The sequence below is a fragment of the Streptococcus viridans genome, from assembly GCF_900636365.1.
Lineage (GTDB): Bacteria > Bacillota > Bacilli > Lactobacillales > Streptococcaceae > Streptococcus > Streptococcus viridans_A.
Window position 1 is genome coordinate 398,466 of sequence record NZ_LR134266.1, and the last position, 21,803, is coordinate 420,268.

25 protein-coding genes are annotated in these 21,803 nt (G+C 42.0%); 16 read left to right on the forward strand and 9 right to left on the reverse strand.

Features of this window, described 5'->3' with window-relative positions:
* The first annotated feature begins 90 nt into the window (after positions 1 to 90).
* From fabT to EL081_RS02270, 12 genes are all read left to right on the forward strand, one after another.
* The gene (gene fabT / locus EL081_RS02215) at positions 91 to 525 is read left to right on the forward strand and encodes a fatty acid biosynthesis transcriptional regulator FabT (RefSeq protein ID WP_006597415.1); all 435 of its coding nucleotides are present in this window, start codon (positions 91 to 93) and stop codon (positions 523 to 525) included.
* On the forward strand, positions 525 to 1,499 hold the full coding sequence (locus tag EL081_RS02220; RefSeq protein WP_126403808.1) for a beta-ketoacyl-ACP synthase III: 975 nt from the start codon (positions 525 to 527) through the stop codon (positions 1,497 to 1,499). The genes fabT and EL081_RS02220 overlap by 1 nt, the downstream gene beginning before the upstream one ends.
* 54 nt (positions 1,500 to 1,553) lie before the next feature.
* On the forward strand, positions 1,554 to 1,778 hold the full coding sequence (locus EL081_RS02225; protein WP_003003892.1) for an acyl carrier protein: 225 nt from the start codon (positions 1,554 to 1,556) through the stop codon (positions 1,776 to 1,778).
* A gap of 110 nt (positions 1,779 to 1,888) precedes the next feature.
* Entirely contained in the window at positions 1,889 to 2,854 is a 966-nt protein-coding gene (fabK, locus tag EL081_RS02230; protein ID WP_048688761.1) for an enoyl-[acyl-carrier-protein] reductase FabK, read from the forward strand.
* Between the two features lie 29 nt (positions 2,855 to 2,883).
* On the forward strand, positions 2,884 to 3,804 hold the full coding sequence (gene fabD, locus EL081_RS02235; protein ID WP_061564756.1) for an ACP S-malonyltransferase: 921 nt from the start codon (positions 2,884 to 2,886) through the stop codon (positions 3,802 to 3,804).
* A gap of 12 nt (positions 3,805 to 3,816) precedes the next feature.
* Positions 3,817 to 4,551 carry a 3-oxoacyl-[acyl-carrier-protein] reductase gene (fabG, locus tag EL081_RS02240; RefSeq protein WP_048688768.1) on the forward strand — a complete coding sequence of 245 codons (735 nt, stop codon included), beginning with the start codon at positions 3,817 to 3,819 and terminating at the stop codon, positions 4,549 to 4,551.
* Between the two features lie 18 nt (positions 4,552 to 4,569).
* On the forward strand, positions 4,570 to 5,802 hold the full coding sequence (gene fabF / locus EL081_RS02245) for a beta-ketoacyl-ACP synthase II (RefSeq protein WP_061564758.1): 1,233 nt from the start codon (positions 4,570 to 4,572) through the stop codon (positions 5,800 to 5,802).
* 1 nt (position 5,803) lies between these two features.
* On the forward strand, positions 5,804 to 6,292 hold the full coding sequence (gene accB / locus EL081_RS02250) for an acetyl-CoA carboxylase biotin carboxyl carrier protein (protein ID WP_061564759.1): 489 nt from the start codon (positions 5,804 to 5,806) through the stop codon (positions 6,290 to 6,292).
* On the forward strand, positions 6,289 to 6,711 hold the full coding sequence (fabZ, locus tag EL081_RS02255) for a 3-hydroxyacyl-ACP dehydratase FabZ (protein ID WP_006596902.1): 423 nt from the start codon (positions 6,289 to 6,291) through the stop codon (positions 6,709 to 6,711). The genes accB and fabZ overlap by 4 nt, the downstream gene beginning before the upstream one ends.
* A 10-nt stretch (positions 6,712 to 6,721) precedes the next feature.
* The gene (locus EL081_RS02260) at positions 6,722 to 8,089 is read left to right on the forward strand and encodes an acetyl-CoA carboxylase biotin carboxylase subunit (protein WP_048715214.1); all 1,368 of its coding nucleotides are present in this window, start codon (positions 6,722 to 6,724) and stop codon (positions 8,087 to 8,089) included.
* Between the two features lie 88 nt (positions 8,090 to 8,177).
* Positions 8,178 to 9,038, forward strand: coding sequence for an acetyl-CoA carboxylase, carboxyltransferase subunit beta (gene accD / locus EL081_RS02265; RefSeq protein WP_006597410.1), 861 nt, complete (start codon positions 8,178 to 8,180; stop codon positions 9,036 to 9,038).
* Positions 9,038 to 9,808, forward strand: a complete 771-nt coding sequence (locus tag EL081_RS02270; protein WP_061564762.1) for an acetyl-CoA carboxylase carboxyl transferase subunit alpha — start codon at positions 9,038 to 9,040, stop codon at positions 9,806 to 9,808. The genes accD and EL081_RS02270 overlap by 1 nt, the downstream gene beginning before the upstream one ends.
* A gap of 42 nt (positions 9,809 to 9,850) precedes the next feature.
* Here EL081_RS02270 and serS read toward each other — a convergent pair whose 3' ends face one another.
* The 7 genes from serS to EL081_RS02305 form a co-directional block, all read right to left on the reverse strand.
* On the reverse strand, positions 9,851 to 11,128 hold the full coding sequence (gene serS / locus EL081_RS02275) for a serine--tRNA ligase (RefSeq protein WP_126403809.1): 1,278 nt from the start codon (positions 11,126 to 11,128) through the stop codon (positions 9,851 to 9,853).
* 217 nt (positions 11,129 to 11,345) lie between these two features.
* Positions 11,346 to 11,714, reverse strand: a complete 369-nt coding sequence (locus EL081_RS02280) for a DUF956 family protein (RefSeq protein ID WP_061564764.1) — start codon at positions 11,712 to 11,714, stop codon at positions 11,346 to 11,348.
* An 80-nt stretch (positions 11,715 to 11,794) separates the two neighbouring features.
* Positions 11,795 to 12,706 carry a PTS system mannose/fructose/sorbose family transporter subunit IID gene (locus EL081_RS02285; protein WP_126403810.1) on the reverse strand — a complete coding sequence of 304 codons (912 nt, stop codon included), beginning with the start codon at positions 12,704 to 12,706 and terminating at the stop codon, positions 11,795 to 11,797.
* 18 nt (positions 12,707 to 12,724) lie between these two features.
* Positions 12,725 to 13,528: a PTS mannose/fructose/sorbose transporter subunit IIC gene (locus EL081_RS02290; protein WP_048789380.1), complete on the reverse strand. Its 804-nt coding sequence runs from the start codon at positions 13,526 to 13,528 to the stop codon at positions 12,725 to 12,727.
* Between the two features lie 27 nt (positions 13,529 to 13,555).
* On the reverse strand, positions 13,556 to 14,545 hold the full coding sequence (locus EL081_RS02295; protein WP_126403811.1) for a PTS sugar transporter subunit IIB: 990 nt from the start codon (positions 14,543 to 14,545) through the stop codon (positions 13,556 to 13,558).
* 346 nt (positions 14,546 to 14,891) lie between these two features.
* Positions 14,892 to 15,914 (reverse strand): alcohol dehydrogenase AdhP, encoded by a 1,023-nt coding sequence (gene adhP / locus EL081_RS02300; RefSeq protein ID WP_126403812.1) that lies wholly within the window; start codon positions 15,912 to 15,914, stop codon positions 14,892 to 14,894.
* 290 nt (positions 15,915 to 16,204) lie between these two features.
* A complete protein-coding gene (locus EL081_RS02305) occupies positions 16,205 to 17,017 on the reverse strand; it encodes a Cof-type HAD-IIB family hydrolase (protein WP_126403813.1) in 813 nt (270 codons plus the stop codon).
* A gap of 264 nt (positions 17,018 to 17,281) precedes the next feature.
* On the opposite strand from EL081_RS02305, the gene EL081_RS02310 reads away from it, so the two are divergent.
* The 4 genes from EL081_RS02310 to brpA all read left to right on the forward strand — a co-directional run bounded on the left by EL081_RS02310 (position 17,282) and on the right by brpA (position 20,979).
* Complete coding sequence (locus tag EL081_RS02310) at positions 17,282 to 18,703, forward strand: NCS2 family permease (protein ID WP_126403814.1); 1,422 nt, start codon at positions 17,282 to 17,284, stop codon at positions 18,701 to 18,703.
* A 121-nt stretch (positions 18,704 to 18,824) separates the two neighbouring features.
* Positions 18,825 to 19,274, forward strand: coding sequence for a tRNA (adenosine(37)-N6)-threonylcarbamoyltransferase complex ATPase subunit type 1 TsaE (tsaE, locus tag EL081_RS02315; RefSeq protein WP_126403815.1), 450 nt, complete (start codon positions 18,825 to 18,827; stop codon positions 19,272 to 19,274).
* 2 nt (positions 19,275 to 19,276) lie between these two features.
* Positions 19,277 to 19,810: a GNAT family N-acetyltransferase gene (locus EL081_RS02320; protein WP_126403816.1), complete on the forward strand. Its 534-nt coding sequence runs from the start codon at positions 19,277 to 19,279 to the stop codon at positions 19,808 to 19,810.
* Positions 19,807 to 20,979 carry a biofilm formation/cell division transcriptional regulator BrpA gene (gene brpA, locus EL081_RS02325; RefSeq protein ID WP_126403817.1) on the forward strand — a complete coding sequence of 391 codons (1,173 nt, stop codon included), beginning with the start codon at positions 19,807 to 19,809 and terminating at the stop codon, positions 20,977 to 20,979. The genes EL081_RS02320 and brpA overlap by 4 nt, the downstream gene beginning before the upstream one ends.
* Before the next feature lie 58 nt (positions 20,980 to 21,037).
* On the opposite strand, the gene EL081_RS02330 is transcribed toward brpA, so the two are convergent.
* The gene (locus EL081_RS02330; protein ID WP_126403818.1) at positions 21,038 to 21,334 is read right to left on the reverse strand and encodes a hypothetical protein; all 297 of its coding nucleotides are present in this window, start codon (positions 21,332 to 21,334) and stop codon (positions 21,038 to 21,040) included.
* 13 nt (positions 21,335 to 21,347) lie between these two features.
* Complete coding sequence (locus tag EL081_RS02335) at positions 21,348 to 21,761, reverse strand: HIT family protein (protein WP_126403819.1); 414 nt, start codon at positions 21,759 to 21,761, stop codon at positions 21,348 to 21,350.
* Positions 21,762 to 21,803: the final 42 nt, after the last annotated feature.

Below are 21,803 nucleotides of genomic sequence, written 5' to 3' on the forward strand. Positions count from 1 at the left end.
AATTTTTATGTTTTTGTTCTTGAGACTTGCTATTTGGTTTGAATTTTGATAAAATTCGATTATCAAAGTAATGAATAGGGGGTGTGGTTTTTGAATTTTCAACTAGTAAATGATTACCTTACATCCATTTTTAACAACGTTTTAGTCATCGAAGAAACTAGTTTACGTAGCAGTCGATTTAATGATGTTTCTATTAAGGAAATGCACACAATAGATGTCATCGGCTCAACACCAAACGCAACTCCAAGTGATATTTCGCGTTCGTTAATGGTTACGTTAGGTACAGTCACAACCAGTTTAAATAACCTTGAACGAAAAGGTTATATTGAACGAACCAGATCTGAAGTTGATCGTCGGGTTGTCCATTTGAGTTTGACCAAAAGAGGAAAACTCTTGTATCGGCTTCACCAACAATTTCACAAGCGGATGGTCAATCAAATTATCGATGGGATGTCTCCAGATGAACGGAAAGTGATGCAAAAAGGGTTGCAGAACCTTTATCGTTTCTTGGAGGAGTTGAAATAATGACTTTTGCAAAAATTAGTCAGGTAGCCCATTATGCGCCAAGCCAAGTGATTTCCAATCAGGATCTTTCTGAACGGATGGATACCAGTGATGAGTGGATTGCTAGTCGGACAGGAATTCGGAAGCGTCATATTTCTCAATCAGAATCAACCAGCGATTTAGCTACGGAAGTGGCTCGTCGCTTGCTTGAAAAAAGTGGTTTACAAGCGGATCAGTTGGATTTTATCTTTGTTGCTACGATTTCGCCCGATTCCATGATGCCATCTACAGCTGCTCGTGTTCAAGCTAAAATTGGTGCCTCAAAAGCCTTTGTTTTTGATTTGACCGCTGCTTGTAGTGGATTTGTATTTGCGCTTGCGACTGCTGAAAAGTTTATTCGCTCTGGCCAGTACAAACGAGGAATCGTTATCGGAAGTGAAACCTTATCGAAAGTGATCGATTGGGAAGATCGGACAACAGCAGTCTTATTTGGGGATGGTGCTGGCGGTGTTTTACTGGAAGCATCCGAGCAACAAACTTTTTTAGCAGAAAGTCTGTTTTCAGACGGTTCCCGTGGAGAAGTTCTTCAATCATCATCTGTTGGTTTATCTTCACCATATTCTGATAAGGAAGAAGATAAAAAATATTTGTCAATGGATGGGAGAGCAGTCTTTGATTTTGCCATTCGGGATGTGGCTAAGAGTATTAAAAATACGTTAGCAGATGCTCCAGTGCCTGTTGAAGAGATTGATTTTTTTCTTCTGCACCAAGCAAATGACCGTATCTTAGATAAAATGGCTAAGAAAATCGGGGTTGATCGGGAAAAACTTCCTGCAAATATGATGGAATATGGCAACACCAGTGCTGCAAGTATTCCAATTTTATTATCGGAGTGTGTCGACCAAGGACTAATCAAATTGGATGGAAGTCAAATAATTCTTCTGTCAGGATTTGGTGGAGGTTTGACATGGGGCTCACTTCTTGTTACAATCTAGTTAAACATGTGGAAACACATTTTAAAAATTTTTATTATTTTAAGGAGGCCAATCATGGCAGTATTTGAAAAAGTACAAGAAATTATCGTTGAAGAACTTGGTAAAGAACCATCAGAAGTAACTCTTGAGTCTACTTTTGAAGATCTTGAAGCTGATTCATTGGATTTGTTCCAAGTGATTTCAGAAATTGAAGATGCATTCGACATTCAAATTGAAACTGAAGAAGGATTGTCTACTGTAGGTGACCTTGTTGCTTACGTAGAAGAAAAAACTAAATAATAATGGATGAGAGTATCGAAAGATATTCTCTCTTGTTTAGGTAATAGTTTGACGCTCAAAGCAAAGAACCGCTTTCAAACTATTACTTAAGCGAAAATGAGGAAGGTACTATGCAAACACGAATTACTGAATTATTAAACATTAAATATCCAATTTTCCAAGGTGGTATGGCTTGGGTAGCAGATGGAGATCTTGCTGGAGCTGTATCTAATGCGGGTGGTCTTGGGATCATCGGTGGAGGAAATGCACCTAAAGAAGTTGTCAAAGCGAATATTGATCGCGTCAAATCCATTACTGACAAACCTTTTGGAGTCAATATCATGCTCCTCTCTCCTTTTGCAGATGACATCGTTGACTTAGTTATCGAAGAAGGGGTTAAAGTGGTTACCACTGGTGCAGGGAATCCTGGGAAATACATGGATCGTTTCCATGAAGCAGGCATTACCGTTATTCCGGTTGTACCTTCAGTAGCTTTAGCAAAACGGATGGAAAAACTAGGTGCGGATGCTGTCATTGCTGAAGGAATGGAAGCAGGAGGTCATATTGGTAAATTGACGACCATGACCTTGGTTCGCCAAGTGGTCGAAGCTGTTTCTATTCCAGTTATCGGTGCTGGTGGTGTTGCAGATGGTGCAGGAGCGGCTGCAGTCTTCATGCTTGGAGCAGATGCTGTTCAAGTGGGAACACGATTTGTCGTTGCTAAAGAATCAAATGCTCACCAAAACTTTAAGAATAAAATCTTGAAAGCTAAGGACATTGATACAGTGGTGTCTGCGTCAGTTGTTGGCCACCCAGTTCGTGCGATTAAGAATAAATTGGCTTCTGCCTATAACCAAGCTGAAAAAGATTTCTTGGCAGGTAAGAAGACTCAAGAAGAAATTGAAGAATTAGGAGCAGGTGCTCTTCGCAATGCTGTTGTTGACGGAGACGTTGATAATGGATCTGTGATGGCAGGACAAATTGCAGGTCTCGTAAGTAAAGAAGAAACCTGTGCTGAAATCTTGGAAGATATCTATCTTGGAGCTGCTAAGGTCATTCAGAAAGAAGCAGCTCGCTGGGCAGATGTGAAATTCTAACAGATAAGGTTAAGGAAAGGAAGAGAACAGTGACAAAACGTGCCTTCTTATTTGCTGGTCAAGGTGCCCAAAAATTGGGGATGGCTAGTGACTTGTATGCAACTTATCCCGTTGTCAAAGAAACATATGATACGGCTAGTCGTATTCTAGGTTATGATTTGCGTGAATTGATTGATTCTGACGAAGAAAAACTCAATCAAACACGCTATACTCAACCAGCTATTTTGACAACTTCTGTAGCTATTTATCGTCTATTGGCAGAAAATGGCATAACACCGGATATTGTGGCTGGTCTCTCCCTAGGAGAATATTCTGCTTTGGTTGCTGCAGGCGCTCTTTCCTTTGAAGAAGCGGTCGCCTTGGTAGCTAAGCGAGGGGAATTTATGGAAACAGCTGCGCCTGCTGGAAGCGGGAAAATGGTAGCTGTTATGAATACTGATCCTGCCTTGATTGAAGAAATCTGTCAACAGGCTTCTGAAAAGGGAGTTGTAACACCAGCTAACTACAATACTCCTGCCCAAATTGTGATCGGTGGAGAGGTTGAAGCTGTGGATTATGCAGTTGAACTCTTACAAGAAGCAGGGGCAAAACGGTTGATTCCTCTGAATGTCTCTGGTCCTTTCCATACGGCCTTACTTGCTTCTGCTAGTGAAAAACTAGCGACTGAACTTGAAAAAGTTACTTTTAAGGACTTTAGCTTGCCTTTGGTTGGGAATACAGAAGCAAAGATCATGAAATCAGACGAAATCAAAGCTTTATTAGCTCGCCAAGTGATGGAGCCCGTTCGTTTCTATGATTCGATTGCGACGATTCAAGAGTTTGGAGTAGATGAAGTGATTGAAATTGGTCCAGGTAAGGTCTTGACTGGTTTCTTGAAAAAGATTGATAAAACTCTTCCAACGAAAAATGTGGAGGATCAAGCCAGTCTTGATGCCCTACTGAACGAATAAGATGAGGTGACTATGGAACTAAAGAATAAAAATGTATTTGTTACTGGCTCAAGTCGAGGCATTGGATTGGCTATTGCGCATAAATTTGCGTCAAAAGGTGCCAACATTGTCTTAAATAGTCGTGGAGAGCTCCCAGCAGGCCTAGTGGATGAATTTGCCTCATACGGTGTGAAGGTAGTTGGCGTTACTGGGGACGTATCCCAAGCTGCGGAAGCGAAACGAATGGTCGCGGAAGCGATTGAAGCACTTGGCTCAGTAGACATCCTTGTCAACAATGCTGGGATTACCAATGATAAGCTCATGTTGAAATTGACGGAAGAAGATTTCGAGCAAGTCTTGAAGGTGAATTTGACCGGTGCTTTTAATATGACACAATCAGTCTTAAAACCGATGACCAAAGCACGTGAAGGTGCTATCATTAACATGTCGAGTGTTGTCGGTCTGACAGGAAATGTTGGACAAGCCAACTATGCAGCCTCAAAAGCTGGTTTGATTGGTTTTTCTAAATCTGTAGCACGTGAAGTAGCTGGTAGAAATGTCCGTGTCAATGTCATTGCGCCGGGCTTCATTGAGTCTGATATGACAGAAGGACTTCCTGAAAAAATTAAAGAAATGTCTCTCGCTCAAATTCCAATGAAACGATTTGGAAATACAGAAGAAGTGGCAGATGTTGCAGTCTTTCTTGCGACTCAAGAATATCTAACAGGGCAAGTCATCGCAATTGATGGTGGCTTAACCATGCAATAAAAAGAGGTAGGTTTTGAAATGAAATTAAATCGTGTTGTTGTAACAGGCTATGGCTTGACATCTCCAATCGGAAACACTCCAGAAGAATTTTGGAATAGTTTAAAAGAAGGAAAGATTGGAATTGGTCCGATTACAAAATTTGACCACAGTGACTTTGCTGTTCATAATGCAGCTGAAATCCATGATTTCCCATTTGATAAGTACTTTATCAAGAAAGATACAAACCGCTTTGACAACTACTCTTTGTATGCCTTGTATGCCGCTCAAGAAGCTGTGAATCATGCAGGTTTAGATGTAGAAGCTATTGATAAAGATCGTTTTGGTGTCATTGTTGCTTCTGGTATTGGTGGTATCAAAGAAATCGAAGATCAAGTGATTCGTTTGCATGAAAAAGGACCAAAACGTGTCAAACCAATGACCCTTCCAAAAGCTTTGCCAAATATGGCATCTGGTAATGTTGCCATGCGTTTTGGAGCTAATGGAATTTGTAAATCGATCAATACTGCTTGTGCCTCTTCCAATGATGCGATTGGAGATGCTTTCCGCGCTATTAAGTTTGGTTTCCAAGATTTGATGTTGGTTGGTGGTTCAGAAGCTTCTATTACGCCATTTGCAATCGCCGGTTTCCAAGCCTTGACAGCTCTTTCAACAACAGAAGATCCAACTCGTGCTTCTATTCCATTTGATAAAGATCGGAATGGATTTGTAATGGGTGAAGGATCAGGAATGTTGGTACTTGAAAGTTTGGAACACGCTGAAAAACGTGGTGCAACCATTCTTGCTGAAGTCGTGGGCTACGGAAATACTTGTGATGCTTACCATATGACTTCTCCACATCCAGAAGGTCAAGGTGCTATTAAAGCAATGAAGTTGGCTTTGGATGAGGCAGAAATTGAACCAGCTCAAGTTGATTATGTCAACGCTCATGGTACCTCTACTCCAGCAAATGAAAAAGGAGAAAGTGGTGCAATCGTTTCTGTATTTGGTACAGAAGTTCCAGTATCTTCTACAAAATCATTTACAGGTCACCTCTTGGGAGCAGCAGGGGCAGTTGAAGCTATTGCGACGATTGAAGCAATTCGCCATCAATATGTTCCAAAAACTGCTGGAACACAAGAGTTATCAGATTATATTGAAGCCAATGTCATCTTTGGTGAAGGGCAAGAACGTCCGATTTCCTATGCTATTTCCAATACATTTGGATTTGGAGGACACAATGCTGTCTTAGCCTTTAAACGTTGGGAGGGATAAAGTGAATATTCAAGAGATTAAAGACCTAATGAGTCAATTTGACCAATCTAGTCTTCGTGAATTTAGCTATCAAAATGCAACTGATGTGCTATCATTTAGTAAAAATACTGGCAGTGTAGCTAGCCCACAACCTGCTACGCCAGCTCCTGTAGTTCAGGAAGTGGCACCTGCTGTTGAGAGCCCTGTTGTTCTTGCAGAAGAACCAGTTGCTCCTTCAGCACCAGCTCCTGAAGCAAGTCCAGCAGTAGCAGCAGAAGGGGAAGTGGTTGAAAGTCCTCTTGTTGGTGTAGCTTATTTAGCTTCAGGTCCAGATAAACCAGCTTTTGTTCAGGTTGGTGATAGCGTTTCAAAAGGCCAAACCCTATTGATTATTGAAGCGATGAAAGTTATGAACGAAGTTCCTGCACCAAGGGATGGAATTGTCACTGAAATCCTTGTTTCAAATGAAGAAATGGTTGAGTTTGGGAAAGGATTGGTACGGATTAAATGATCGATATTCAAGCTATTAAAGAGGCTCTTCCGCATCGCTATCCGATGTTGTTGGTGGATCGCGTCCTTGAAACAAGTGAGGATACGATTGTAGCCATTAAGAATGTGACGATCAATGAGCCCTTCTTTAATGGGCACTTTCCAAGCTACCCAGTAATGCCAGGTGTCCTCATTATGGAAGCCTTGGCACAAACTGCCGGTGTCTTAGAATTATCCAAACCAGAAAATAAAGGGAAATTAGTCTTTTACGCTGGAATGGATAAGGTTAAATTTAAAAAACAAGTCGTTCCGGGAGATCAGCTCGTGATGACGGCTACCTTTGTCAAGCGTCGTGGTTCGATTGCGGTCGTGGAAGCAAAAGCGGAAGTCGATGGGAAATTAGCTGCTAGCGGGACCCTAACATTTGCAATTGGTAACTAGGGAGGTTTCTATGTTCCGAAAAATTTTAATCGCGAATCGTGGTGAAATTGCGGTCCGGATTATTCGAGCTGCTCGTGAATTAGGAATTGAAACAGTCGCTGTCTATTCAACGGCTGATAAAGAAGCCTTGCATACCTTACTAGCGGATGAAGCAGTTTGTATTGGGCCTGCCAAGTCAACCGAATCTTATTTGAACATGAATGCTGTTTTATCTGCAGCTGTCTTGACTGGATCAGAAGCGATTCACCCAGGATTTGGATTTTTGAGTGAAAATTCGAAGTTTGCCACCATGTGTGAAGAAGTAGGGATTAAGTTTATTGGACCATCAGGATCTGTTATGGATATGATGGGTGATAAAATTAATGCCCGAGCACAAATGATCAAAGCAGGCGTACCTGTGATTCCAGGATCAGATGGTGAAGTTCATACAGCTGAAGAAGCCTTGGAAGTTGCTGATCGGATTGGCTATCCTGTTATGCTGAAGGCGTCAGCTGGAGGTGGCGGTAAAGGTATCCGTAAAGTAGAACGGGCAGAGGACCTAGTTCCAGCTTTTGAATCTGCTTCGACAGAAGCTAAGGCGGCCTTTGGCAATGGAGCTATGTACCTTGAACGCGTCATCTACCCAGCTCGTCATATTGAGGTTCAAATTTTGGCTGACCAATTTGGACATGTGGTTCATTTGGGTGAACGGGATTGTTCCCTTCAAAGAAACAACCAAAAAGTCCTCGAAGAATCTCCATCCGTAGCAATCGGTAAGACAATTCGAGACCAAATCGGATCTGCAGCTGTCCGCGCGGCAGAATCTGTTGGCTATGAAAATGCTGGGACAATCGAGTTTCTTTACGATGAAGGTAAAGGCGAATTTTACTTCATGGAGATGAATACTCGGGTTCAAGTTGAGCATCCCGTAACAGAATTTGTCACTGGAATTGATATCGTGAAAGAGCAAATTAAAATTGCTGCTGGGCAAGAATTGTCTGTAAGCCAAGAAGATATTCAAATTTCTGGCCATGCGATTGAATGCCGGATCAATGCAGAAAATCCTGCCTTTAACTTTGCACCTAGCCCAGGAAAAATCACCAATCTCTATCTTCCAAGTGGAGGAGTCGGCTTGCGCGTGGATTCTGCTGTCTATCCTGGCTATACGATTCCACCTTACTACGATAGTATGATTGCCAAAATCATTGTCCATGGAGAGAATCGTTTTGATGCCTTGATGAAGATGCAACGCGCCCTCTATGAGTTGGAAATTGACGGTGTAATGACTAACAGTGATTTCCAATTGGATTTGATTTCAGATTCGAATGTGATTGCTGGTGATTACGATACCGCCTTTCTGATGGAGACATTTTTACCAAATTATCAGAAAAATCAATAAGCAATGAACTTTGTAAATGTGAGATTCATTTTCACAAGGAATGAACGGGCACAATTACAAAGTTCTTTTACCAAGTAAGGAGAAGTTGATGGCTTTATTTTCTAAAAAAGATAAGTACATTCGAATTAATCCCAATCGGTCGGCCATTGAAGCACCTCAGCCGAAACCAGAGGTTCCAGATGAGTTGTTTTCTCAGTGTCCGGGCTGTAAACATACGATTTATCAAAAGGATCTAGGAAGTGAACGTCTGTGTCCTAAGTGTGGTTATACCTTCCGAATATCTGCGGTAGAGCGACTTCAATTGACAATTGATCCAGGAAGCTTTATTGAATTGTTTACGGGTATTGAGACCAAGGACCCGCTTAAGTTTCCAAACTACAAGAAGAAATTGGCGGCTGTTCGTGAATTGACAGGACTTGATGAAGCTGTGCTAACAGGAACTGCAAAGATCGGGGGCCATCAAGTGGCTCTCGGTATTATGGATTCTAATTTCATCATGGCTTCTATGGGCTCTGTGGTCGGTGAAAAGATTACGCGTCTATTTGAATTGGCGACAGAAGAAAAGCTCCCAGTTGTGCTCTTTACCGCTTCTGGTGGAGCTCGGATGCAAGAAGGAATCGTCAGTTTGATGCAGATGGCTAAAATCTCTGCAGCTGTTCAAAGACACTCAAAAGCAGGCTTATTTTATCTGACAGTTCTAACAGACCCAACAACAGGAGGGGTAACGGCGTCATTTGCAATGGAAGGAGATATTATCATTGCAGAGAGTCAAGCCCTTGTGGGATTTGCAGGTCGAAGAGTGATCGAGTCTACCGTACGGGAACAGTTGCCGGATAATTTCCAAAAGGCTGAATTTTTGCAGGAGCATGGCTTTGTGGATGTGATTGTCCAGCGTAGTGAAATGCGTTCAACAATCGCAGACTTGTTAGCCTTTCATGGAGGGAAGTAATGACAAGAATAACACAAATTATTAAAGAAGCTCGTGACCAAGGACGTTTGACAGCTCTCGATTATGCTCATGGAATTTTTGATAACTTTATCGAATTGCATGGAGATCGAAATTTCCGAGATGACGGTGCAGTAATTGGCGGAATTGGCTGGTTAGGGGATCAAGCGGTAACGGTTGTGGGGATTCAAAAAGGAAAGAATCTTCAGGACAACCTCAGTCGAAACTTTGGCCAACCCCACCCAGAAGGCTATCGAAAAGCCTTGCGTTTGATGAAACAGGCGGAGAAATTTGGTCGTCCAGTAGTAACCTTCATCAACACTGCGGGTGCATATCCGGGTGTTGGTGCTGAAGAGCGGGGACAGGGTGAGGCTATTGCCCGCAACCTCATGGAAATGAGTGATTTAAAAGTTCCGATTATCGCGATTATCATCGGAGAAGGTGGCTCAGGTGGTGCCCTAGCTCTTGGTGTAGCAGATAAGGTCTGGATGCTGGAGAACTCCATCTATGCAGTCTTGAGTCCAGAAGGGTTTGCTTCTATTCTTTGGAAAGACGGAAGCCGTGCCATGGAAGCAGCTGAATTGATGAAGATTACTTCGCATGAGTTGTTGAATATGGACATTGTGGACAAGGTGATTCCGGAGCATGGTTTTTCCAATGGCGAATTACTAGCTCAAGTGAAGAAGGAAATCCAAGCAGAATTGAAGGAGCTACAAGCCTTGCCTCTCGAAGAACTTCTAGAGCAACGTTACCAACGTTTTCGTAAATATTAAAAAACTGAGCTTGCAATTTGCAAGACTCAGTTTTTTAAAACTTTATTTTGGTGCGATGACTTCAGCTCCACCCATGTATGGACGAAGGACTTCAGGAATAGTTACAGAACCATCTTCGTTTTGATAGTTTTCAAGAATAGCTGCCACTGTACGTCCAACAGCCAATCCAGAACCATTCAAGGTGTGAAGAAGTTTAACCTTACCGTCAGCTTCATCACGATAGCGGATTTGGGCACGACGTGCTTGGAAATCTTCCGTATTTGAACAGCTTGAGATTTCACGATAGGTATTTTGTGCTGGGATCCATACTTCCAAGTCGTAAGTCTTAGCAGCTGAGAAGCCCATGTCTCCTGTAGAAAGAGCAACTACGCGATATGGAAGGTTGAGTTTTTGAAGGATGTTTTCAGCGTTGGCTGTCATCTTTTCCAATTCTTCATATGATTCTTCCGGTTTGGCAAATTTGACCATTTCTACCTTATGGAATTGGTGTAAACGGATCAAACCACGAGTGTCACGACCAGCAGAACCTGCTTCTGAACGGAAAGAAGGGCTCATGGCAGTAAAGTAGATTGGGAGATCCTTGCCATCGATGATTTCGTCACGGTAGTAGTTGGTCAGAGGCACTTCGGCAGTTGGAATCAAGACATAGTTGGTGTCGCTGAGTTCAAAAGTATCTTCCTTGAACTTTGGATATTGACCAGTACCAAACATAGAATCGTGGTTGACCATGTAAGGTGTGATGACTTCTGTGTATCCTTCCTTGCCATGCTCATCCAACATAAAATTGTAGATAGCACGTTCTAAGCGAGCTCCAAGCCCCTTGTAGAAGAGGAAACGAGCGCCAGTGACTTTACCACCACGTTCCCAGTCAAGGATGTCTAAGTCTTCTCCAAGGTCCCAGTGAGCTTTTAGTTCGAAGTCAAACTCGCGAGGAGTTCCCCAACGGCGAACTTCTACGTTGTCATCCTCATCTGCTCCAACAGGTACACTATCAGCAGGAATGTTTGGAAGGGTTGTAGTAAATTCTGTCAATTTCGCATCGATTTCTGCCAATTCTGCATCGAATGCTTTGACTTCTGCAGAAAGAGTTTGCATGGCAGCAATCTTATCATCTGCATTTTCTTTGTTGCGTTTGGCTTGGGCGATTTCAGCAGATACTGTGTTACGCTCAGCCTTGAGGCCTTCTACTTTGACCAAGATGTCACGACGCTTGGCATCGATTTCTTTCATTTCGTTCAAGATGGCAGCATCTACACCGCGTGTCGCTAATTTTTCAGCAACTGCATCAAAGTCTGTACGAATCCGTTTAATATCTAACATAGCTTCTCCTTTAACAAAAAACACACCTGTCAGAGTGTTGGAGTGGCAGAGCCACGGTTCCATCCAACTTCACAGGTGTGCACTTGATTCGATATTGTATTTTAACTAAACGGTAGAATTTCAATTAAGATTTCTATCTGCTCGCAGCAACCGCAGACTTTCTGAAAGATTTCTTTAATTTACTTATCCGTTTTCGTTTATTATACAAGAAAAGGAGCTATTTTGCAAATAGATTTTTAATTTTAGCTGCGATGGTTTGGATCAAGGTGGGAAGCTTGACAATTTTATCATTTCCAAGGTGTTGACGGGCAATTTTTAAGATTTTACCCGAGTCTTTAGAAGCAAAGAGGAACTTACTTTCCTTGGTGTAAATTTCAAAATGGCGGCTAATTTTACGCCCGGATACGTTGGCTCCAATCTGTTCGATTTCTTTCCAGGGAATTTGGACGTAGTCTTCTACATTAGCATCTGCGTAAAATTCAAAAGCCACATCTCCAACTAACATTTTTCCAACCTTTCCACCAACACCTAGATAAGAGACACCAGTGGTATGGAATTCCACGGTTTTATTCTGTGATTGCGCCATGTGATCCTCCTGTAACAATGTTCATTTCATTATACCATAATAAAAAGAAGGTCGAAACCTTCTTTTTTGTTGATCTTTGCTTACATCAAGCCAGCAACGTGTGCCAAGACACCGATTACAAAGAGGGCGATGATGATAGTGATTGGAGATACTTTCTTCTTAAGCAACCACATACAAGCGAAAGTAAGAAGCAATCCCATCAAACCAGGAATCAATGAATCCAAGTTTTGTTGGAAAGTCGTAACTTTTTCAGGTGTTTGAGATAGACCTGAACCAACTTGAGCGAAGGCTTCTTGGATACCCTTGTGTCCTTCAGGAAGTTTATCCCAGTGGATATAAGCTTTGTCGTCTAATTTGACAGAAGAAACATTAAAGATGAATTTAATAGATACCCAACGTTCTACCAAGACAGCAAGGATGAACATCCCGAGGATAGAAGCTCCTTTAGTGATGTCTTGCAAGATCCCACCAGACATATCTTTGGTAATTTCAGAACCTGCTTTGTATCCAAGTTCTTGCGTGTACCACAAGAAGGCCATACGAATCGCATTCCATGCGATAAAGAAGATGAGTGGGCCAAGGATGTTACCAGACGCAGCAAGTGATGCACCAAGGGCACCAAGGATAGGACGTACTGTAAACCAGAAGACTGGATCTCCGATACCCGCCAAAGGACCCATCATACCAATTTTAACCCCTTGGATGGCAGCATCGTCAATCGCAGCACCGTTTGCTCTTTCTTCTTCAAGAGCAAGTGTTACCCCGATGATAGGAGCGGCAACGTATGGGTGAGTGTTGAAGAATTCCATGTGACGTTCAAGAGCAGCCGCTTGGTCTTCTTTCTTCGTGTAGAGTTTTTTGATAGCTGGGATCAATGAGTAAGCCCAACCCAAGTTTTGCATCCGTTCATAGTTCCAAGAACCTTGCAAGAAGGTTGAACGCCACCAAACTTTTTGACGATCTGATTTAGATAATTGTAATTTTTCAGTCATGATAGTGTCACACCTTTCTTAATAGTCTTCGAGAATGTCGCCGATTGGATCGTTAGAAGTAGCGGCTCCGCCACCTCCATTGCCACCTTTCTTAGAAAGAGTAAGGTAGATCAAGGCAAGGGCAACACCAATTGCTCCAAGAGCGATCAAAGTTAATTGGCTAACGGCTGCAAGAGCAAAACCAATGGCAAAGAATGGCCAAACTTCACGGCTTGCCATCATGTTGATAACCATGGCATAACCAACGGCTACAACCATACCACCACCGATTTGCATTCCATCAGAGAGCCATTTTGGCATTTGTTCAAGAGCAGTTTTAACAGTTTCAGCAGGAATCATCAACAAGAGGGCTGCAGGAATGGCGATACGAAGACCTTGAAGAAGAAGGGCCACAAAGTGAGCGCGTTCTACACCTTTGATATCCCCTTTTCTAGCAGCAGCGTCGGCAGTGTGAACCAAACCAACGGAAAGGGTACGGACGATCATGGTCAAGAAAAGACCAGCAACTGCAAGTGGAATAGCGACACCTTGAGCGACAGCGATTCCTTTTGTACTGAAGTCTCCCCCAAGTACCATGATGATGGCAGCAGCGACAGATGCAAGGGCAGCATCGGGTGCAACTGCGGCACCAATGTTTGCCCAGCCAAGTGCAATAAATTGAAGTGAACCACCAAGCATAATGCCAGCAGTCAAGTTACCTGTTACCAAACCGATTAAGGTACAAGCAACAAGGGGTTGGTGGAATTGGAATTGGTCAAGGATACCTTCAAGACCTGCTAAGAAGGCAACAACGACCACTAATACCATAGAAATAATAGACATGTTTAAAATCCTTTCGTAAGTAATCGATTATTGAACGTTAGCTTTGTTAATTAAGTCAAACAAATCTTTCTTAGAGTCATTTGGCACTTTACGGACGTCAAATTCAACTCCAAGATCACGCATTTTTTCAAATGTAGCCACATCATCTTTATCCATTGATAACACATTGTTAACCATGGTTTTACCAGTTGAGTGGGCCATTGAACCAACGTTCAAGGTTTTAATCGGAACACCACCTTCGATGGCGCGAAGAGCATCTTGAGGTGTTTCAAATAAGATCAAAGCATGGGTATTTCCAAAGCGAGGGTCTTTAGCAACCTCAATCAATTTTTGAATTGGGACAACGTTTGCTTTCACACCATTTGGTGCCGCTTGTTTGATCAATTCCTTACGGAGTTCATCTTTGGCAACAGAATCTGAAGCAACAATGATCCGATCAGCTTTTGAATCGGGTGTCCAAGCAGTTGCGACTTGTCCATGAAGAAGACGTGTATCTAAGCGGGCAAGGTTAATCTTGAGTTTTCCATCTCCGATAACCGTTCCTTCTGGAATCGCAGCTTGGGCTACAGGAGCAACTGAAGCAGTGCTTGCTTCTTCGACTGGATTCAATTCTTCTGGAAGAGCTTTGATTCCATCTTTAGATTCTTTGATGATGTTTGCAGCAACTTTATCAACGCCAGCAGTTGCATCCATCAAACGCTCTGTATAAGCTTGAATCAACATCGGCAGGTTCAATCCAGTGATGATCGCAAATTTACGATCTGGATTTTCTCCCATAACGCGACTCGCTTGGTTAAATGGAGAACCACTCCAAAGGTCAGCCAAAACCAAGACTTCATCTTCTGCATCAAATGCGGCAACAGCAGCATTGAATTTAGCATAGAGATCATCTGGGCCTTCACTTGGCATGAACGTAACCACTTGAACTTTCTCTTGATCCCCAAAGATCATCGAGCCGGATTGGTGGATTCCAGCTGCAAATTCACCGTGGCTAGCAATAATGATACCAATACTCATTATTGACATTCCTCCTTATAAAATTTGTTTGACTTTCAGTTTAAGAAAACTTTAAGCTTATCTATTATAAAACGTTTTCATGATAAAGTCAATTTTTCAGTACTAAATTAAAGGAAAAAGAGAGGTTTTGATATATTGAATTATTAATATCTATATCTAGCCATTAAATTCGAAAATCCTTTGGAATTCCTTGACAAGAGGGGAATGAAGGGGAACCAAAGTTTCTAAAAAGAGTAGTAGTAGCTTCTAATAGGTAAAATAAAAATATAGCAACCCCTTGCAGGTCCTGTTTGTGAGAAACTAAAAAAGACCAGTCCATTTGGGCTGGTCTAATAGGTTGAGTTGATTAGTTGGTGAAGTCAAGTACCATACGTCCTTGAATGGTTCCGGCTTCCATTTCGTCAAAGACTTTGACAGCATCTTCTACTGGACGTTTTTGAACAACTGGAACGACCAAGCCTTCTGCACCAAATTGGAAGGCTTCTTCCAAGTCTTTACGAGTTCCTACAAGAGAACCGATGACTTGGATACCATCTAATACTGTTTTCACAATGCTGAGGTCCATCATTTCAGAAGGAAGTCCGACTGCAACAACGCGACCACCCGCACGAACTGAATCTACTGCTTGGTTGAAGGCTACTTTAGAAACAGCGGTTACGACAGCAGAGTGAGCTCCACCATTTGTTTTTTCTTTGATCAATCCTGGGACATCTTCGACTTCGTGACCGTTGATGACAAAGTCTGCCCCAACTTTTTTGGCCAATTCGAGTTTATCATTGTTGATATCAACAGCGATGACATGAGCGTTGAAGACTTTCTTAGCATATTGAACAGCCAAGTTTCCTAGTCCACCAGCTCCATAGATAACGATCCATTGTCCTGGTTCAGCTTTGGCTTCTTTGATAGCTTTGTAGGTTGTAACACCGGCACAGGTAATAGAAGAAGCTTGAGCTGGATCTAATCCCTCTGGTACTTTTACTGCGTAGTCTGCAGTTACTATACATTGTTCAGCCATTCCTCCATCAACAGAGTAACCAGCATTTTTTACAGTACGGCAAAGAGTTTCGCGACCAGTTGTACAGTATTCACAAGTGCCACATCCTTCGAAGAACCAAGCAACACTGACACGGTCACCGACTTTTAAACTTGTCACATCTGGAGCAAGTTCTTTAACAATCCCGATTCCTTCGTGTCCAAGAACACGGCCTGGAACTTTACCGAAGTCTCCGTGAGCAACGTGCAAGTCCGTGTGGCAGACACCACAGTATTCGATTTGAACAAGAGCTTCCCCTGTTTCTAATGGGCGCATCTCCTTGTTTGCAACAATTTCAACACCAGTACCTTCTGGATTTACAACAACAGCTTTCATAGTTTTCCTCCTCAAGAGCTTAGTTGAATTAGAGACGGTAATAAAACGAGAAGTAACATCACTTGAATCATTATCGTATGAAACGAGCTAGGCTCCTTTTTTATTTTTGTTATGTTAATTTTATCACAAACTCCATCAGTTAGCAAGCGTTTACATAGAAAATTTTCTGAAAATAAACTTAACTGGTTAAATTATTTTTAGAAAAAGTCCCTATAAAGTTTCGTATGTTTGAGAAAACAAAAAAGCTTGAATCCTTTCTTGTAAAAGGTGATTCAAGCGATTCACTTTATTTATAGGAAGAGTTTTTCTAGTTGACGAGCAACGCCGTCCTGATCATTTGTATACTCGGTTTGTTTATCGGCATAGGGGAGGAGGACAGGATTGGCGTTTTTCATTGCATAACCAGTTCCTGCGAAAGCCAACATGTCTGTATCGTTTTGTTCGTCTCCAAAGGCGATAAGGTCTTTCTGATCAAGTCCGTAAGTCTCGAGGAGATAGTTGAGGGCAAAGGCCTTATTGACGCCTTTTGGAGCACATTCAAGAATGTTGAGGGGACCACCCCAGCTATTGATTTCTAGCTCGTGATGGTAGTAATCACGCATTTCTTCGGCTAAAGCATACTTATCTTCAGCGCGTGTTTGAAAGAGGATGGCATTTGGGTTTTCGGTAACTTTACGAGCTTCGAATTTTGTTTTGGAGGAGATTTTTGAAACCCCAAATAAGGCGGGATCAATCGTATGGTGGTAGGTATGGGTGACATAAAACTTATTTCGGTACTCTCCTGCAATAAAGTCCGCCTGGATGTCATTTTCTCTCTCGACCATATCGAGGAGGTATTTTTTATCAAGGGTCATGGATAGTTCTTTCGACCATTTTTTATTTGGAATATGAGTGAGAGCGCCGTTAAAGTTAATCATGGGACTTTCCAATCCCAATTCCTTATAGATGTGATCTGCCATTCGATAGGGACGCCCAGTTGTAATAATGACCTGGTGGCCTTGTTCACTGACTTTCTGGATGGTTTCAATCGTATAGGATGATAATTTGCTCTCAGAATTTAATAAGGTGCCATCTAAATCGACAGCGATTAGTTTCTTATTCATAGGAAGAATCCTTTCATTTGTATGGTTTTTCGAACTCTAAATAAGGAATGTTTTATAGAGTATAGAGCACCATATTTTAAGACGAATGCTACCATTATACCAGATAAACAGGAAAATTTCAGTCTTTCGAATAGAAGATGATATGACACGAAAGATTGTCCAGATGAATCTCTTGTATAAGTGAATAATATTTGATAAAATATTGGTATTGTTCGTGATTGAATCGCGAGCAGATTTATTTTTTTTAAGGAGTTTATTGGAAAAATGGATAAGTTTTTCAAACTATCTGAACACGGAACGACGGTTCGTACAGAGGTATTAGCTGGTTTAACGACCTTCTTTGCCATGTCTTATATCTTGTTTGTAAACCCTCAAATGCTTTCCCAAACAGGAATGCCTGCTCAAGGAGTATTTCTAGCAACCATTATTGGTTCAGTCGTTGGGACTCTCATGATGGCTTTCTATGCGAATCTGCCTTATGCCCAAGCACCAGGGATGGGCTTGAACGCCTTCTTTACCTTTACAGTGGTATTTGGGATGGGCTATTCTTGGAAAGAAGCTTTGGGAATGGTCTTTATTTGCGGACTCATTTCATTGGTTATTACATTAACAAATGTTCGGAAAATGATTATTGAGTCAATTCCAAATGCTTTGCGTTCAGCTATCTCAGCTGGTATCGGAATCTTCTTGGCTTATGTCGGAATTAAAAATGCTGGCCTGTTGAAGTTTTCAATTGATCCACATACTTATACGGTGGCAGGAGAAGGGGCTGACAAGGCGAATGCGGCAATTACAGCAAATTCTGCAGCGGTCCCAGGACTTGTTAGTTTCAATAGTCCGACAGTCCTCCTTGCTTTGGCTGGCTTAGCTATCACTGTTTTCTTTGTCATCAAGGGCATTAAAGGTGGTATTATCCTTTCAATCCTTACGACAACAGTCCTTGCTATTGTGTTTGGCATTGTTGATCTTTCAACGATTGACTTTTCTAGCACCCATCTTGGAGCAGCTGTCAATGATCTTGGGAAAATTTTTGGTGCTGCACTTGGTTCAGAAGGATTAGGTTCTTTGATTACCAATACTTCTCGTCTTCCTGAAACCTTGATGGCCATCTTAGCATTCTCCTTGACAGATATCTTTGATACGATTGGTACCTTGATTGGTACAGGAGAAAAAGTCGGAATCGTTGCTACAAATGGTGAAAATCATCAATCCGCTAAATTGGATAAAGCCCTTTATTCAGACCTCGTAGCGACATCTGTTGGTGCTATTGCAGGTACTTCGAATGTGACGACTTATGTTGAGTCAGCTGCGGGAATTGGAGCTGGTGGACGGACTGGTTTGACAGCCCTTGTAGTAGCCATCTGTTTCGCAGTGTCAAGTATTTTTAGTCCCCTTCTTGCTATTGTACCGACAGCAGCCACAGCACCGATTTTGATCATCGTTGGGATCATGATGTTGAGTAGCCTGAAAAACATCCATTGGGATGATATGGCAGAAGCTGTACCAGCCTTCTTCACCTCTATCTTTATGGGATTCAGTTATTCCATCACAAATGGGATTGCAGCAGGTTTTATTACTTATACAGTAACTAAACTTGTCAAAGGTGAAGCCAAAGAGGTTCACAGTATGATTTGGATTCTAGATGCTTTGTTTATTCTGAACTTTATCAGTATGGCCTTGCACTAGAATGAACATAGAAGAAAGCTTGGACAAATCGTCCAAGCTTTTTTGATTGTCTCAGGTGAGGCCGAAAGTGATCGACTAAAAATAGTGGGCAAGAATCAATTATTTTTGGTATAATGGAGCAATGAAAAGTCAAAATGAACAAGAGTTGATCGCACTTGGAAAACAGTTGGGTCAACGGTTAGAAAAACAGGATGTCGTGATTCTGACAGGGGATCTTGGCGCTGGGAAAACAACCTTTACAAAAGGTCTAGCTCAAGGGTTGGATATTCGTCAGATGATTAAAAGTCCCACTTATACCATTGTGAGAGAATATGAAGGCCGCTTGCCCTTGTATCACCTGGATGTCTATCGTATTGGAGACGATCCAGATTCGATTGATTTGGATGACTTTTTATTTGGTGAAGGGGTGACCGTTATTGAGTGGGGCGAACTGCTAGAGACCAGTCTTTCTGCTGGATATTTAAAGGTTGAACTGCTCAAGGACGGCGACGGACGTGAGATACGCTTGTCAGCTGTCGGTGAACGTGCAGAACAATTAAAGGACTCATTTCTAACTTCTGTAGGAGCTTGAAGATGGAACAGGTATTGGATCTCTTTTTGAAAGAGGCTGAGGCTTCGGATGCAGAGCGTTTACTTGACTTTTTTAAAGATGTGGCGACTGAATCTGACTTTATGACCTTGGCTCCAGAAGGGCTTGGGATGACCAAGCAAGAGTTAGAAATGTTTGCTGAAGAACAAGCACAAACAGACAACCAATTATGTCTTTTGTTATACTTGAGTGAGGATTTGGTAGGCGTCTTAAATATTGCGGCGGATCAAAATAGGGCCTTGCGTCATATTGGAGATCTCTTTATCGTTGTTCGAAAGGCCTATTGGAATAAGGGCTTGGGTCGTATTCTCCTAGAAGAAGGAATCGCATGGGCAGAAGGTACCAACCTCCTTCGGAAATTAGACCTCAGTGTCCAAGTTCGAAATGAACGAGCCGTCCATCTCTACCAAACGCTAGGATTTGAAATTGAAGGTCTCCGCAAGAGGGGCGTATACAAGGAAGGGGAATATCTGGATGTTTACCTAATGGGTAAACTGATAGATGGACAGAATCTATGATTAAAAAAATTCTATTAATGTTTTTTAGTTTGTTGGCCGTAACGACAATCGGGCTTGGAGCCTATGGGCTGACCATCCTCAATCAGTCGACAAATTCGTTGAGTAAGACTTATAAAGGGATTGGCGATGAAAACAATGTCATCGCAGAAAACAAACCAATGACCATCTTGCTCATGGGGGTGGATACTGGATCAGGCTCAAGAGAGGATCAGTGGGTAGGGAATAGCGATACCATGATTCTCGTGACAGTGAATCCACAGACGCGTGAAACAACGATTATGAGTTTGGAACGGGATATCTTGACCAATATTACGCAAGATGGAGAAACTGTCCAAGCTAAGCTAAATTCGGCTTATGCTCAAGGTGGAGCAGAATTGGCCATTAAAACCATCCAAGATTTGATGAATATTCATATCGACCGTTATGCGATGATCAATATGAAAGGCTTGGTCCAACTGGTTGATAAGGTTGGTGGCATAACGGTGAACAATCCATTTGATTTTGATATTTCGATTGAAGAAAATGAACCGGAATACACAGCGAAAATTCCACCAGGTCGTCAAGAGATTGATGGTGAGCAAGCCTTGGTATACTCACGGATGCGTTACCAAGATCCAGAAGGAGACTATGGTCGTCAAAAACGCCAACGGGAAGTCATCGAAAAGATCATCAAGAAAGTATTGACTTTGGATGGTCTGAGCAACTATCAAGGAATTATTGAAGCGGTTAGTGATAATATGCAGACCAATATCTCCTTGGATACGAATAACTTGATGAACTTGATGGGCTATCGAGATGCCTTGAAGAACATCCGTATGGAACAGTTGAAAGGTGAAGATGCCACCCTAGCGGATGGCGGAAGTTACCAAATCGTTACTTCAGAGCACCTGTTGAAGATGCAGAATATTCTGCGTAAAAGTCTGGGCTTATCACCTGTAAGCAAGCTCAAAACAAGTGCCGTTCTATTGGATGGCGACGAAACTGGGGGAAGCGTTTCATCAGAAAGTGGTGAAAGTCCAGTAGAGGCGAGCCAGGATACTGGTGGAGGATATTATGATCCTTCCTATGTTCCAGAAACTTCTGTAAGCTCAGAAGCAGTTACGCCAAACCAACCACCGACAGTGCCACCTTATACGGATACAACAGTAGCTGGTACCGGAGGAAACTAAGTCAAATACTTCTAAAAATAAAAAGGTTTTGAGACGACTATCTCAAAACCTTTTTTGCTTATTCATGATCATTAGATTTCTCAGACCAAATAGTTTGGATTTGTTCTACAGAAGCGTTGGCTTGCTGAGAGAAGACCCTTGCTTTATAGGAGAAGTCTTCCAGTAGTTGATTTAAAAGGACTCTTTGCTCTTGGATGATTTCAATATTCTTTTTGATTTTTGAAAGGTTTGATTGGATTCCATCCGTGAGTTGCTTGGTTTCGTTGAATTCATTTTTCAGAGGTTCGCGATTTTTAACAAGTTGATAGCTGATGGTTGCTCCAGTCGCAAACCAAATTAGATCTCTTAATTTCATAGTAAGCTCCTTTTTAATGGTTTGAGATATCCTTGGCTAATTGGGCAAGGCGGTCAAAATCAGGCTCGTGGGCAATGAAATCAATCTTTAAATCGTCCTCTTGAGAGTAGCGTGGAAGAATATGCACATGGGTGTGGAAGACAGACTGACCCGCAATTTCTTCCATGTTACTAATGATATTCATTCCTTGAGGCTGTGTAGCACTTTCCACTTTTTTGGTGACTCTTGAAACGATGTTAAAAAGGGCAGCCGTTTCATCTGGTGTCATCTCCAATAGATTACGGGCATGTTTTTTTGGAATCACAAGGGTATGGCCTGGAGTGACCTGTGAGATATCTAAAAAAGCAAGAAAATGGTCATCTTCGTAGACCTTAGAAGCAGGAATTTCTCCGGCAACAATCTTACAAAAAATACAATCCGAAACCATAAATGTACCTCAATTTCGCTAGATTTTGTTATAATATAAGAA

Bases quoted from the DNA above. Each gene is read 5' to 3' on its own strand.
- EL081_RS02220 (WP_126403808.1), top strand. From the start codon at position 525: ATGACTTTTGCAAAAATTAGTCAGGTAGCCCATTATGCGCCAAGCCAA.
- EL081_RS02225 (WP_003003892.1), top strand. From the start codon at position 1,554: ATGGCAGTATTTGAAAAAGTACAAGAAATTATCGTTGAAGAACTTGGT.
- fabK (WP_048688761.1), top strand. From the start codon at position 1,889: ATGCAAACACGAATTACTGAATTATTAAACATTAAATATCCAATTTTC.
- fabG (WP_048688768.1), top strand. From the start codon at position 3,817: ATGGAACTAAAGAATAAAAATGTATTTGTTACTGGCTCAAGTCGAGGC.
- fabF (WP_061564758.1), top strand. From the start codon at position 4,570: ATGAAATTAAATCGTGTTGTTGTAACAGGCTATGGCTTGACATCTCCA.
- fabZ (WP_006596902.1), top strand. From the start codon at position 6,289: ATGATCGATATTCAAGCTATTAAAGAGGCTCTTCCGCATCGCTATCCG.
- EL081_RS02260 (WP_048715214.1), top strand. From the start codon at position 6,722: ATGTTCCGAAAAATTTTAATCGCGAATCGTGGTGAAATTGCGGTCCGG.
- accD (WP_006597410.1), top strand. From the start codon at position 8,178: ATGGCTTTATTTTCTAAAAAAGATAAGTACATTCGAATTAATCCCAAT.
- EL081_RS02270 (WP_061564762.1), top strand. From the start codon at position 9,038: ATGACAAGAATAACACAAATTATTAAAGAAGCTCGTGACCAAGGACGT.
- serS (WP_126403809.1), bottom strand. From the start codon at position 11,128: ATGTTAGATATTAAACGGATTCGTACAGACTTTGATGCAGTTGCTGAA.
- EL081_RS02280 (WP_061564764.1), bottom strand. From the start codon at position 11,714: ATGGCGCAATCACAGAATAAAACCGTGGAATTCCATACCACTGGTGTC.
- EL081_RS02285 (WP_126403810.1), bottom strand. From the start codon at position 12,706: ATGACTGAAAAATTACAATTATCTAAATCAGATCGTCAAAAAGTTTGG.
- EL081_RS02290 (WP_048789380.1), bottom strand. From the start codon at position 13,528: ATGTCTATTATTTCTATGGTATTAGTGGTCGTTGTTGCCTTCTTAGCA.
- EL081_RS02295 (WP_126403811.1), bottom strand. From the start codon at position 14,545: ATGAGTATTGGTATCATTATTGCTAGCCACGGTGAATTTGCAGCTGGA.
- adhP (WP_126403812.1), bottom strand. From the start codon at position 15,914: ATGAAAGCTGTTGTTGTAAATCCAGAAGGTACTGGTGTTGAAATTGTT.
- EL081_RS02305 (WP_126403813.1), bottom strand. From the start codon at position 17,017: ATGAATAAGAAACTAATCGCTGTCGATTTAGATGGCACCTTATTAAAT.
- EL081_RS02310 (WP_126403814.1), top strand. From the start codon at position 17,282: ATGGATAAGTTTTTCAAACTATCTGAACACGGAACGACGGTTCGTACA.
- tsaE (WP_126403815.1), top strand. From the start codon at position 18,825: ATGAAAAGTCAAAATGAACAAGAGTTGATCGCACTTGGAAAACAGTTG.
- EL081_RS02320 (WP_126403816.1), top strand. From the start codon at position 19,277: ATGGAACAGGTATTGGATCTCTTTTTGAAAGAGGCTGAGGCTTCGGAT.
- brpA (WP_126403817.1), top strand. From the start codon at position 19,807: ATGATTAAAAAAATTCTATTAATGTTTTTTAGTTTGTTGGCCGTAACG.
- EL081_RS02330 (WP_126403818.1), bottom strand. From the start codon at position 21,334: ATGAAATTAAGAGATCTAATTTGGTTTGCGACTGGAGCAACCATCAGC.
- EL081_RS02335 (WP_126403819.1), bottom strand. From the start codon at position 21,761: ATGGTTTCGGATTGTATTTTTTGTAAGATTGTTGCCGGAGAAATTCCT.